This is a genomic window from Streptomyces fungicidicus, from assembly GCF_003665435.1.
In the GTDB taxonomy this organism is placed as follows: domain Bacteria; phylum Actinomycetota; class Actinomycetes; order Streptomycetales; family Streptomycetaceae; genus Streptomyces; species Streptomyces fungicidicus.
This window is the reverse complement of the sequence record NZ_CP023407.1, coordinates 2,296,087-2,308,930: the sequence shown is the minus strand read 5'-3', so window position 1 is coordinate 2,308,930 and position 12,844 is coordinate 2,296,087. Positions and strand designations below refer to the sequence as shown.

9 protein-coding genes are annotated in these 12,844 nt (G+C 73.2%); 6 read left to right on the top strand and 3 right to left on the bottom strand.

Going from position 1 to position 12,844, the window contains the following annotated elements; genetic code table 11:
* Positions 1-74: 74 nt before the first annotated feature.
* From CNQ36_RS10400 to CNQ36_RS10380, 5 genes are read left to right on the top strand one after another with little or no spacing between them, the layout of a single operon-like run.
* On the top strand, positions 75-326 hold the full coding sequence (locus tag CNQ36_RS10400; RefSeq protein ID WP_228312942.1) for an acyl carrier protein: 252 nt from the start codon (positions 75-77) through the stop codon (positions 324-326).
* Positions 326-697 (top strand): DsrE family protein, encoded by a 372-nt coding sequence (locus tag CNQ36_RS10395; RefSeq protein ID WP_050782533.1) that lies wholly within the window; start codon positions 326-328, stop codon positions 695-697. Before CNQ36_RS10400 ends, CNQ36_RS10395 begins: the two co-directional genes overlap by 1 nt.
* Positions 697-1,107 carry a hypothetical protein gene (locus tag CNQ36_RS10390; RefSeq protein WP_121545766.1) on the top strand — a complete coding sequence of 137 codons (411 nt, stop codon included), beginning with the start codon at positions 697-699 and terminating at the stop codon, positions 1,105-1,107. The genes CNQ36_RS10395 and CNQ36_RS10390 overlap by 1 nt, the downstream gene beginning before the upstream one ends.
* Complete coding sequence (locus CNQ36_RS10385; protein WP_040907339.1) at positions 1,107-1,529, top strand: hypothetical protein; 423 nt, start codon at positions 1,107-1,109, stop codon at positions 1,527-1,529. The genes CNQ36_RS10390 and CNQ36_RS10385 overlap by 1 nt, the downstream gene beginning before the upstream one ends.
* Positions 1,526-2,473 (top strand): ApeI family dehydratase, encoded by a 948-nt coding sequence (locus tag CNQ36_RS10380; RefSeq protein WP_121545765.1) that lies wholly within the window; start codon positions 1,526-1,528, stop codon positions 2,471-2,473. The genes CNQ36_RS10385 and CNQ36_RS10380 overlap by 4 nt, the downstream gene beginning before the upstream one ends.
* Before the next feature lie 55 nt (positions 2,474-2,528).
* On the opposite strand, the gene CNQ36_RS10375 is transcribed toward CNQ36_RS10380, so the two are convergent.
* The 3 genes from CNQ36_RS10375 to CNQ36_RS10365 all read right to left on the bottom strand — a co-directional run bounded on the left by CNQ36_RS10375 (position 2,529) and on the right by CNQ36_RS10365 (position 4,872).
* A complete protein-coding gene (locus CNQ36_RS10375; protein WP_163013231.1) occupies positions 2,529-3,329 on the bottom strand; it encodes a hypothetical protein in 801 nt (266 codons plus the stop codon).
* Positions 3,330-3,446: 117 nt separating this feature from the next.
* The gene (locus CNQ36_RS10370; protein WP_121545763.1) at positions 3,447-3,644 is read right to left on the bottom strand and encodes a ferredoxin; all 198 of its coding nucleotides are present in this window, start codon (positions 3,642-3,644) and stop codon (positions 3,447-3,449) included.
* A gap of 4 nt (positions 3,645-3,648) precedes the next feature.
* The gene (locus tag CNQ36_RS10365) at positions 3,649-4,872 is read right to left on the bottom strand and encodes a cytochrome P450 (RefSeq protein WP_004931872.1); all 1,224 of its coding nucleotides are present in this window, start codon (positions 4,870-4,872) and stop codon (positions 3,649-3,651) included.
* A 274-nt stretch (positions 4,873-5,146) separates the two neighbouring features.
* Between CNQ36_RS10365 and CNQ36_RS10360 the strand changes: the two genes are divergently transcribed.
* Entirely contained in the window at positions 5,147-12,844 is a 7,698-nt protein-coding gene (locus CNQ36_RS10360) for a non-ribosomal peptide synthetase (RefSeq protein ID WP_121545762.1), read from the top strand.

The following is a 12,844-nucleotide window of genomic DNA, read 5'->3' as shown; positions in this document are numbered from 1 at the left end:
CGCGCTGACCTAGCATCCCTCCGCGAAACGCCTATTCGTAAAATGCATGAATGGTCCGAGGAAAGGGAATTCCGGTGAGTGCCGAAACCACGCTGGACGTATCGGAACTTCGCGAGCTGGTGGCGGACACGCTGGATGTCGAACTGTCGGCGCTGACCGACGACGTCCTCCTCATCGAGGAACTGGGCGTCGACTCCGTCGTGGCCCTGGAGCTCATGGTCACGCTCGAGCAGCGCTACGGGGTCAGGATTCCCGAGGAGGAGCTCGGCACCGTCCGCAGGTTCCCCGACATCCACGTCCTGCTGAACCGGAAAGCGGCCGGTTGATGGAGGCGCAGACGGCGGCCGCCGGCACCCGTGCCGGCGCCGGCGCCGCGTCCTACTTCCTGGTCGAGAGCAAGGGGAACTGGGCGGGCCCCACCGCGGGCGCCTTCCTCATGGACGCCGTGGCGCTCGCCGAGGCCGGCCACCGGGTGCGGGTGTTCCTCGTGGAGGACGGCGTACTGAGCGCCGTCGGCGCCGACGTCCCCGAGATCCGGCGGCTGGCCGCGGCCGGCGCCGAGATCCTCGTGGACGACTTCTCGGCGGCGCAGCGCGCCCTGTCCGCCACCACGCTGTCGCCGCACGTCCGCCTGGCCGGCATGGACGTCGCGGCCGCCGCGCTCACCGAGGACGGCTGCCGGGGGGTGTGGCACTGATGGCGCGCATGGAACGCCGGATGTGGGACCTGCTGCTGATCCTGACCGCGGCCCCGCACTCCGGTGACGTGGTCACCTCGGCCCTGCGGCTGTCCCAGGCGGTGCTCGACCGGGGCGGTTCGGTACGGGTCTGGGCGTGCGGCTACGCCAACATGATGACCCAGGACACCTTCGGCGACACCAAGCTGCCCAACACCCGGGACCCCGAGGGTCATTACCCCTCCCCGTCGGCCGTCGTGCAGCAGATGATCGCCGACGGCGAGGGCCGGTTCGGGTGGATCGCGTGCACCGCCTGCTCCGAGGAGCGCGGCGCCGTGCACCACGTGCCGCAGGTGCGGCACCGCTCCCCGCTGCGGCTGGCGTCCACCGTCGCCGGCGCCCGGCAGACGCTCTACCTCGGAGGGGCCTGATGAGCAGCACCACCACCGCCGCCGGCCGAGGGTCGGGCCCGCCGGTGCTGTGCGTCCTGGACCGCGCCTACCGGGGCGCCGTCGAGGCGCAGTTCTTCCACGCCCTGTACGGACTGCTCGACCTGCACGGCCAGTTCCAGCGGGTGGACGTGGCGCTGCGCGGCGCCGCGGTGACCCTCGCGGTCGAGGAGGACGTCTACCGGCCCGCGGTCCGGCTCGGCACCATGACGCTGGACACCCTGCCCGACTACCGCGGCTCCGTCCGTGACCTGGTCGCCGAGGACTTCACCGTCTTCGTGGACCGGGAGGCGGTGACGGCCCTGGGGTTCGACCCGGAACGGCTCGTCGCCGGTACCGTCCTGCTGGACTCCGCCGAACTCGCCCTGCGCTGGCCCGAGTACGAGCAGGTGTGGTTCGTATGACCGGGCCCGCCCCGGTGCGGCGCGGCTACGCGGCGCCGCTGCGCGCGGTGGACCGGACGGAGGTGCTCTCCGAGGGGCCGTCCGGGACCAGGTTCGTGCTGTACAAGACCGTCGACCCGGAGGACCCCTACATGGAGGGGCACTTCCCGGGTCTGACGCTGCTGCCCGCGGTGTTCGTCCTCGAGGCGCTGCGCCAGGCGGTGACCGGCCTGGTCGGCGCGGACGAGCCGCTGAACCTCCTGGAGGTGCGGTCCGGACGCTGGCTGGCGCCCATGCAGGGCGGTGACGAGATCCGTCTGGACGTCACGGTGACGCCCGACGGGCCGGGACGCCTGCGGGTGACCGCGGACGGCGTCCGGCAGGACGGCACCCCCGTCGCGGCGGTGAAGGCCACGCTCGGCGACCGTGCCGCCGTCCTCGCGGCGCGGCCCCCCGAGGACCCGCCGCCCGCCCCGGACGACGGGCCCCCCGGCCCCGACTACACCGGCATCCTCGGCCTGCTGCCGGTACGGCATCCCATGCTCATGGTGGACCGGGTCGAATCCCTCGACCCCGGGCGGCGGATCACCGTCGCCAAGGCGGTCTCCGGCTCCGAGCCCTGCTACCGGCGGATGGCCGACGGGCTGCCCCTGTCCCGGTACATGTACCCCAGGTCGCTGATGCTGGAGTCGTTCGGGCAGGCCTCGGTGCTGCTGTGGCTGTCCACCGGCACCGCGCAGGGCGTGCCCGTGGCCGCCGCCTTCCGCGACTGCAGCTTCTTCGGCGAGGTGCGGCCCGGCGCCGTGCTGCGCCATGTGTCGCGGATCGACCGGCTGATGGAGAACAACGTCTTCGTCTCCGGGCAGACCTGGGACGGCGACCGGTGCGTCATGACGGTCGGCGCCCTGGTGGGCTCCAGCCGGCCGCGCGAGCGGGTCGACCGCGCCATGACCGCCGCCCCCTGAGGGCTCCCGCACCGCGCACCGTGAACCGGCCCCCGGCGGGGGCCGGTTCGCCCGTTCAGGTCGCCGCGTACGAGCCGATGATCCGCCCGACCGCCTCGGCCACCCGCGCGTCGCGCAGCATGTCCGCGTGGTCCACGTCGATGTCCACGGTCCGCCCGGCCAGCGCCGCGCCCTCGGAGGGCGTACGGGAGCTCACGGCGGTCCCGGTGCGCCAGGTGGCGGACGGGTCGAGCCCGCGCGCGGCGCCCAGGTAGGAGACGTACGACCGGAACACCGCGACGAACTCGTCCAGCAGCTCGGTGTCCAGCTCCTCGCGGGCGAACGCGGCGCCCGCCCGCTCCATGAAGATCCGCACCAGGACGTCGCCGTACGCGCCGAAGTCCACGTCGTCGGTGCGGGCGGACTCGGCCTCCCGCTGGGCGGCGCCCACCTCGTCGGCGGTCAGCACCGAGGCGAACTGGTTCATCATCGCGGCGAAGTCCCGGTACAGGCCGGCCGGGGCCGGCACCTCCGGCTCGAACAGCACCAGCTGGGGCGCCTCGTCCTGCCGGGCCGCGACACGGGCGGCCAGCTCGCCGGCGAACACGCTGCCGGCGCAGTAGCCGAGCACGGCCCGCACCCGGCGGCCGTCGGCCGCCGCCCCGCCGTCCCACAGCGCGAGGTACTCCTCGGCCGGCAGGGGTCCGGCGCCGGCCGGCTGGCGGGTCTCCCACACGGCGAGCGCCGGGTCGAGACGCGGGGCGAGGTCGGAGAAGGCCGAGTCGGACCGGCCGGTGGTGGCGAAGTCGACGGCGAGCACCAGGTCGCCGCCGTCCCGGCCGGGGGCGAGCACTTTCCATCCGCTGAGCTGAGTCATGGGTCTGTCCACTCCAGTACGGGGGCGGGCGGGTGAAACGGCCGCGGGCCCGGCGCCCTCGTCGGCGTCGACGAGGGGCCGGACCCGCGGCCCGGGGACGGGGAAGGAACGGGGCGGTCAGCCCTCGGTGACGAGGACGGCCTTGCCCGGGCAGAGGTGCTCCGCGACCTTGCGGGCGTCGTCGGCGGCGGCGCCGGTGGGCGAGTCGTCGAGGACGACCACCATTCCGTCGTCCTCCTGGTCGAAGACGGCCGGGGCGTGCAGCGTGCACAGACCGGCCCCGATGCAGCGGTCGCGTTCGGCGGTTACCTTCACGGGCCTACCAGCCGATCGTCAGCTTGTGGACCGGCGGCAGCCCGTCGATGAGCTCGATCGGCTCGTCGCTCTCCGTCAGGTGCAGCCCCGGGAAGCGCTCCACCAGCGTGGTGAGGCACATCTCCAGCATCAGACGCGCGACGTGCTGGCCGAGACACTGGTGGACGCCGTAGCCGAAGGCCAGGTGGTCGCGGGAGTCCCGGTGGATGTCGAAGACGTCCGGGTTCGGGTACTTGGCCGGGTCGCGGTCGGCCAGGCCCTTGAGGACCAGGATGCCCTCGCCCGCCTTGATGGTGACGCCGTCGATCTCGACGTCCTCCAGGGCGACACGGGCGATGATCTCGTCGACGAGGCTGTAGTAGCGCAGCACCTCGTCCACGGTCTTGGGCATCAGGCCCGGCACGTCGGCGCGCAGCGCGGCGAGCTGCTCGGGGTTCTCCACCAGGGCCTGGATGCCGAGCGCGATGCGGTTCACGATGAACTCGTAGCCCGCGAGCAGCAGCATCTTGGTCATCAGGGTCAGACCGTGGTGGTCGAACTCGTCGGTCTTGCCGGCCCGGGCGATGAAGTTGCCGAGCATGTCGTCGGTCGGGTTGCTCTGCTTCTCGGTCACGAGGGCCGCGAAGTACTTCATCAGCTCCTCGTTGGCCGCGAGCTTCTGCTCCATGGTGTACGAGTGGCGCGTGCCCACCATGATCACGGCGTTGCGGGTGAAGATCTCCCGGTCGTCCTCGGGGATGCCGGCCAGCTCGCAGATCACCTGGGCGGGGAAGGGCAGGGCCAGCGCCTGGACCAGGTCCGCGGGGGCGCCCTCGGCCTCCATCTTGTCCAGGTAGAAGTCGATCAGGTCCTGCATCTTCGGCCGGAGCTTCTCCGCGGCCTTGATGGTGAAGTCCGGCAGGGCCATCTGACGGACCCGGGTGTGCCGGGGCGGGTCCATGGTCACCAGCAGGTTCTTCGCGTCGCGGGCGATCATGTCGAGCAGTTCCTGCGGCGCGGGGAACCGGATCGGGAACGTCGGGTGCGGCTCGACGCTGAAGCGGTTGTCGGCCAGCAGCCGCTGGATGTGGTCGTGCCGCGCGACCAGCCACGCCTTGCTGCCGGACGGCATGGTGACCTGCGTCAGCGGCCGGCCCTCCGGCAACTGGTCGTACTCCGGGAGCAGCGGGTTGGGCCAGCCGTGCGGGGCGACGGGGCACGTCGCCATCTTCGTCTCGGCGTCGGTCATGACGTTACCCCTAAATCTGAGCTGAGGTCGTTTCCTGCGGGCCGATCCTAAGGAGCCGGGCGCGCTCGCCGGGGCCGTTTGCCGCTAGCTGCAGACAGGTCGATTAGAAGAAACTGAATTCCCTTACGGCGAGGGCGTTTCCGGAAATTGCATCGGCCCGCGACAGCCATTTCCCGATCGTGTATCCGTTGAGTCGGCAGGTCTGAGCACCGGCCATTTCACGCCCTGACCGCCGAACACCGGATCGGCCCGGCCCGAAGAGAACAGAGGACAGATGTCTGACTCGTCAGCCACGGTTCTGCCACTGACCGCCGGCCAGGCCGGAATCTGGTACGCACAGAGCCTGAGCGGCGCCAACGCCACCTTCAACGCGGCTCTGTACCTGGACATCGAAGGAGCCGTCGACGAGCGGCTGTTCGTGTCCGCCATGCGCCAGGTCGTCATCGAGGCCGAGGCCCTGCGGGCCCGGATCACCGACGACGGCAGCGGCCCGGTCCAGGTCGTCGAGCCCGTCGGCGACTGGTCGCAACAGCCCGTGCAGGTGCTGGACTTCACCTCGGCCGGGGAGCCGTGGCAGGAGGCCGAGGCGTGGATGTGGGCCGACGCCGGCACCCCGCTGGACATGGGCGCCGAGCCGCTGTACCGGTTCGCGCTCCTGAAGGTGGCCGACGACCGGACGCTGTTCTACTACCGCTACCACCACGTGGTGATGGACGCCGCCGGCGCGAGCCTGGTCGCCGCCCGCGTCGCCGAGGTGTACACCCGGCTCGTCGCCGGGGAGGACACCGCCGTCGGCGCGTTCCCCCCGCTGCGCGAGCTGATCGAGGACGAGGCCGCCTACCGGGGGTCCGCCGCCTTCGAGGCCGACCGCGACTACTGGACCGCCCGGTTCGCCGACACCCCGGCCGTGCCGAGCCTCGGCGACCGGCCGACCGCCATGCCCCACCACCAGGTGCGGGGCGGCGCGCAGGTCCCGGCGGGTCTCGCGGCCGAGGTCCGGGACGTGGCCCGCGCGGTCGGCGTCGGCTGGCCGGCCGCCGTGCTGGCCGCCCTCGCCGCCTACACCAGCCGCATCACCGGCACCTCGGACGTGGTCGTCGCGCTGTCCGTCGCCGCGCGCGCCAGCGCCGCGGGCCGTGCCGTGCCCGGCATGGTCTCCAACGTCATCGGCGTACGCATGGACGTGCGGCCGGAGATGACGGCCGCCGAACTCGTCCGCCACGCCCACCAGCGGATGCGCGAGGCGACCCGGCACAAGCGGTACCGCTACGAGGACCTGCGCCGCGACCTCAAGCTGCTCGGCTCCGACGGCCGGCTGCTCGGCCCGCGCCTCAACCTGCACGTGGCGTCCTCGTCGGTGGAGTTCGACGGGACCCCCGCCACCCTGCACCCGCTGACGGCCGGCCACGACGACGACTTCTCCCTGATCGTGATGGCCGAGCCGGACGGCGGATTCCGGTTCGACATGACGGCCAACCCCGACGTCTACCGCTCCGGGGCAGCCGAACGCCACCACCGCCTCGTCATGCGGCTGCTCGGCGAACTCGCCGCCCGTCCGCACAGCCCGATCGGCGCGCTGGACACGGTGGACGACGAGCTGCGGACCCGGCTCGTCGACGACTGGGGCGGGGTGCAGGCCACGGCCGCCGCCCCGGAGCCCGTGCTGTCGACCCTGACCGAACGTTTCGCCGGTGCGGCCGCCGCCCACCCCGGCAACACCGCCGTGATCGCCTTCGACGGCGACGACCGCCGCACCCTGACCTACCGGGAGCTCGACGAGCGCTCCAACCGGCTGGCCCGCCTGCTGATCTCGCGCGGAGTGCGGCGCGGCGACCTCGTCGCGCTGGCCATGCCCCGCTCGGTGGACCTGCCCGTGGCGCTGCTCGCCACCGTCAAGGCCGGCGCCGCCTATCTGCCCATCGACCCCGACTCCCCGGCCGACCGGGCCTCCTACATCCTCGGCGACGCCCGCCCGACCGCCCTGGTCACCGCCCGCCAGGACACCCTGGCGGCCAGGCCCGACGGCGACGTCCCGACGATCGTGCTGGACGACCCGTTCATCCGCATCGCCCTGGCCGCGCTGTCCGACGCGCCCGTCGAGGACGGCGACCGCGGCGGCCCGCTCCTGCCCCACCAGGCCGCCTACGTCATCTACACGTCCGGCTCCACCGGCCGCCCCAAGGGCGTCGTCGTCGCCCACCAGAACGTGATCCGGCTGCTCGACCGCACCCGCCACTGGAGCGGCTTCGGCGCGGACGACGTGTGGGCGCTGTTCCACTCCTACGCCTTCGACTTCTCCGTGTGGGAGATCTGGGGCGCCCTGCTGCACGGCGCCGGACTCCTGGTGCCGCCGCACCACGTGACCCGCTCGCCGCACGAGTTCCTGCGGCTGCTGGCCCGCGAACGCGTCACCGTGCTCAACCAGACCCCGTCCGCCTTCTACCAGTTGATCCAGGCCGACGCCGACGAACCGGAAACGGGCGCGGAACTCGCCCTGCGCTTCGTCGTCTTCGGCGGTGAGGCCCTGGAGTTCGGCCGGCTCGCCCAGTGGTACGAGCGGCACGCCGAGGACGCGCCCCGGCTGGTCAACATGTACGGCATCACCGAGACCACGGTGCACACCACCGAGTACATGCTGAGCGCCTCCGACGCCACGGCCGGCACCGGAAGCATGATCGGCCTCGGCATCGAGGACCTGCGCCTGTACGTCCTCGACGGCGCGCTGCGCCCGGCCCCGACCGGCGTCCCCGGCGAGCTCTACGTCAGCGGGCCCGGCGTCGCCGACGGCTACCTCGGCCGCCCGGACCTGACCTCCACCCGGTTCGTCGCCGACCCGTTCGGCCCGGCCGGACAGCGCATGTACCGCTCCGGCGACGTGGTGCGCTGGGCCGAGGACGGCAGCGCCAACCTCGAGTACCTGGGCCGCTCCGACCACCAGGTGAAGATCCGCGGGTTCCGCATCGAGCCGGGCGAGATCGAGTCCGCCGTACTGCGCCACCCCGACGTGCGCCAGGCCGCGGTCGTCGTCCGCGAGGACACCCCCGGCGACAAGCGGCTGGTGGCCTACGTCGTCGGCGGCCAGGGCGACGGCGCCGCCCCCGAGCCGGCGGCCCTGCGCAAGCACGCCGCCGCCGAACTCCCCGACCACATGGTGCCGTCCTGGTTCGTGCACCTGGACGCGCTGCCGCTGACCACCAACGGCAAGCTCGACGCCCGGGCGCTGCCCGCCCCCGACTTCGGCGCCACCGCCTCGGGCCGCGCCCCGCGCACGCCCGAAGAGGAGATCTTCTGCGGACTGTTCGCGGAGATCCTCGGCCTGCCCTCGGTCTCCCTGGACGACAACTTCTTCGACCTGGGCGGCCACTCGCTGCTCGCCACCCGCCTCGTCAGCCGCGTCCGCGCCGCCTTCGGCGTGGAGCTGGCGATCCGCACCGTCTTCGAACAGCCCACGCCCGCCGCGCTGATCGGCTGGCTGGCCGGCACCGGCAACGTGCCCGAGGCGCGGCGCCCGCTCACCGTGATGGACAAGCCGGACGAGATCCCGCTCTCCTTCGCCCAGCTGCGGCTGTGGTTCGTCGACAAGATCGACGGCGGGGCCGGCACGTACAACATCCCGCTGGTGGTGCGGCTGCGCGGCTCGCTCGACGAGGAGGCGCTGCAGGCCGCGATCGGCGACGTGATCGCCCGGCACGAGAGCCTGCGCACCGTCTTCCCCGACCGGGACGGCTCCCCGCGCCAGCACATCCTGTCCGCCGCCGAGGCCACCCCGGTCATGGGCGTGACCGAGATCGCCGCGGACGAACTCGACGGCGCCATGGCCGACATGGCCGCCATCGGCTTCGACCTCGCCACCGAGGCGCCGGTGCGCGCCCACCTCTTCCGCGTCGCCGGCGACGACCACGCGCTGCTGATGCCGGTGCACCACATCGCGGGCGACGGCTGGTCCCTGGTGCCGCTCACCCGCGACCTGGAGACCGCCTACACCGCGCGCAGCCAGGGGCGCGTCCCCGACTGGCGGCCGCTGCCGGTGCAGTACGCCGACTACACCCTGTGGCAGCGGGCGATCCTCGGCGACGAGGACGACCCGGACTCGGCCATCCGCGGCCAGCTCGCGCACTGGAAGGAGTACCTCGCCGGGCTGCCCGAGGAGGTCACCCTCCCCACCGACCGGCCCCGCCCGGCCGTCGCCTCCTACCGCGGCGAGACCCTGCGCTTCGCGCTCACCCCCGAGCAGCACCAGCAACTCATGCGCTGCTCACGCGAGTTCGACGTCAGCCCGTTCATGGTCGTGCAGACCGCGCTGGCCGCGCTGCTGAGCAAGCTCGGCGCCGGCGACGACATCCCCCTCGGCATCTCCATCGCCGGCCGCACCGACGAGGCGCTGGACGACCTGGTCGGCTTCCTCGTCAACACCCTGGTGATGCGCACCGACCTGGCCGGCGACCCCCGCTTCGAGGACCTGCTCGGCAAGGCCCGCGTGGACGGTCTGGCCGCCTTCGCCAACCAGGACCTGCCGTTCGAGCGGCTGGTCGAGGCCGTCAACCCGGAGCGGTCGGCGGGCCGTCACCCGCTCATCCAGATCGGCCTCGGCTTCCAGAACAACGCCACGCCCACCCTCGACCTCCCCGGCCTCGACGCGTGGATCGAGCCGGCCATCACCCGCACCGCCAAGCTCGACCTGCTCTTCGACTTCCGCGAGGTGCAGAGCGAGGGCGACACCCCCGACCACATGGTCTGCGCCGTCGAGTACGCGACCGACCTGTACGACCGCTCCACCGTCGAGCTGCTCATCACCCGGCTGGTGCGGCTGCTGGACGAGGCGACCGCCCGGCCGGCCGCCCGGCTGAGCGAGCTGGACGTGCTCCTCGACGACGAGCGCCGGCGCGTCCTGGTCGACTGGAACGACACCGCCCGCGCCGTCGACTTCGACACCCTGCCGGCCCTGTTCGCCGCCCAGGTCGCCCGTACGCCCGAGGCGCTCGCGCTGGTCGCCGGCGACGAGGAGCTGTCGTACGCCGATCTGGAGGCGCGGGTCAACCGGCTCGCCCGGCATCTGGTCGCGCGGGGGATCGGCGCGGAGGACCGGGTGCTCCTGGTCATGCCGAAGTCGGTCGCCCTGGTCGTGGCCCAGCTCGCCGTGGTCACCGCGGGCGCCGCCTTCGTGCCGGTCGACCCCGGATACCCGCGCGACCGGGTCGCCTTCATGGCCCAGGACTGCGCTCCCGCGCTGATGCTGACCTGCTCCGAGGTCGCGGAGACGGCCGCCGAGGTGATCCCGGACGCCCCGGCGCTGGTGGTCGACGACCCGGCCACCGCGGCCGCGATCGCCGTCCGGCCCGACACCCGGCTCACCGACGCCGAACGGGTCAGGCCGGTCTCCGTCGACCACGCCGCGTACATCATCTACACCTCCGGCTCGACCGGCCGCCCCAAGGGCGTCGTCGTCACCCACCGCGGCATCGGCAACCTCGCCGCGGCGCAGATCGAGCGGTTCGCGATCCAGCGCGACAGCCGGGTCGTGCAGTACGCCACGCCGAGCTTCGACGCGGCCGTCTCCGAGACCTGCATCGCCCTGCTCCGCGGCGCCGCGCTGGTCCTTCCCGTCGGCACCGGGCTGCTGCTCGGCGACGCACTCGCGGACTTCCTCACCGAGTACCGCGTCACCCACGCCACCATCCCGCCGGTCGCGCTGACCGGCCTGGACCCGGCCGCGGTCCCCGCGGACATGGTGCTCACGGTCGCCGGCGAGGCCTGCCCCGCGGAACTGGCCGGGATCTGGTCCCACGGCCGCCGCATGATCAACGCCTACGGTCCGACCGAGACCACGGTCTGCGCGACCATGAGCGCACCGCTCACCGAGGCCGCCGTCCCGCCCATCGGCACCCCGATCACCAACATGCGGGTGTACGTGCTCGACTCCCGCCTCAGCCCGGTCCCGCCCGGTGTCGACGGCGAACTGTACGTCGCCGGCTGCGGACTCGCCCGCGGCTACCTGGGACGGCCCGGCCTGAGCGCCGAGCGGTTCGTCGCCGCGCCGTTCGGCGAGCCGGGGGAGCGGATGTACCGCACCGGCGACCTGGTGCGCCGCCGCGCCGACGGACAGCTGGAGTTCGTCGGCCGCGCCGACGACCAGGTGAAGCTGCGCGGCTTCCGGGTGGAGCCCGACGAGATCGCCGGAGTCCTCACCGACCAGCCGCAGGTGGCGTCGGCCGCCGTGGTCATCCGCGAGGACCGGCCCGGCGAGCGCAGGCTCGTCGGCTACGTCGTCCCCGCCCGGGACACCGCGCCGGGACGCGACACCGGCCTGGAGACCGACCAGGTCGACAAGTGGCAGGTCATCAACGACGAGGTGTACGGCGCCGACGACGACGGGGACGGCCCGCCGCTCGGCGAGAACTTCGCCGGCTGGCACAGCAGTTACGACGGCTCCGTGCTGCCCGAGGAGGAGATGCGCGCCTGGCGCGCGGCCACCGTCGAGCGGATCCTCGCACTGCGCCCGCGCCGGGTGCTGGAGATCGGCGTCGGCGCCGGTCTGATCATGGCGCCGGTCGCCCCGCACGTGGAGCTCTACTGGGGCGCCGACCTGTCCGGCACGGTCATCGAGACCCTGCGCCGGCAGACCGCGGCCGACCCGCTGCTGGCCGGCCGCACCCGGTTCACCGCCGCCCCGGCGCACAGCCTGGACGGGGTGCCGGAGGGCACCTTCGACACCGTCGTCATCAACTCCGTGGCGCAGTACTTCCCGAGCGTCGACTACCTGACCGAGGTCGTCACCAAGGCGTTCTCCCTGCTGGGCGACACCGGCGCGGTGTTCCTCGGCGACCTGCGCGACTTCCGGCTGCTGCGCTGCATGCGGGCGGGCGTCCACCGGGTCGGCCACCCCGACGACGGCGCCGCCGCCGCGCGGGCCGCGGTCGACCGGGCCGTCGAGCGGGAGACCGAACTGCTCGTCGACCCCGGCCTGTTCGACAGTCTCGCGGACGCCCTCGACGGCTTCGGCGGCGTCGACGTCCGGATCAAGCAGGGCGCCTACGACAACGAACTGAGCCGCTACCGCTACGACGTGGTGCTGCACAAGCGCCCCGCGGACGCCGTCTCCCTCGCCCGGGTGCCCGCACTGGCCTGGGACGACACCGGCGGCCTCGGCGGACTCGCCGCGCGGCTGCGCCAGACCGGACCGGACGGGCTGCGCGTCACCGGCATCCCCAACGGGCGGCTCGCGGCCGACCTGGTGGCCGTCGCAGAGATCGACGGCGTCCCGGCGGCCGACGGCATCGCCGTGGGCGCGCTCACCGACATCGGCTCCCGGGCCGGCCACCGCACCCTGGTCACCTGGACCGCCGGGACCGCCGACGGCCGGCTGGACGCGGTGTTCCTCCCGGCCGGCGGCGACGGCGACGCCGAACCCGCCTACCGGGACCTGTACCTGCCGGGCCCGGCCCCGGAGCGGTACGCCAACGACCCGCTCGCCGGCCGCAAGGACGGCGCCCTGGTCGCCGAACTGCACGACGCGCTCGCCGGGCGCCTGCCCGACTACATGGTGCCCGCCGCGCTGGTCGTCCTGGACGCGCTGCCGGTCACCCCCAACGGCAAGCTCGACCAGAAGGCGCTGCCCGCCCCCGACGCCGCCTCCGCCTCCCACCTGGCGCCCGCCACACCCGAGGAGGAGACGATCGCCCGGATCTTCGCCGAGGTGCTCGGACTGCCCCGGGTCGGCGCCGACGACGACTTCTTCCGCCAGGGCGGCGACAGCATCGTCTCCATCCAGCTGGTCAGCAAGGCCCGGGCGGCGGGACTCACCCTGACCGCGCAGGACGTCTTCGCCCACCGCACCGTGCGGGCCATCGCCGCGGCGGCCACCGCCGCACCGGACGGGACCGGCACGGACGACCCGGCGGCCGGCAGCGAGTGGGACATCCCCCTGGTCTCCCAGGACGAGCTCGACGAGTTCGCATCGAATTGGAGCGTTTAG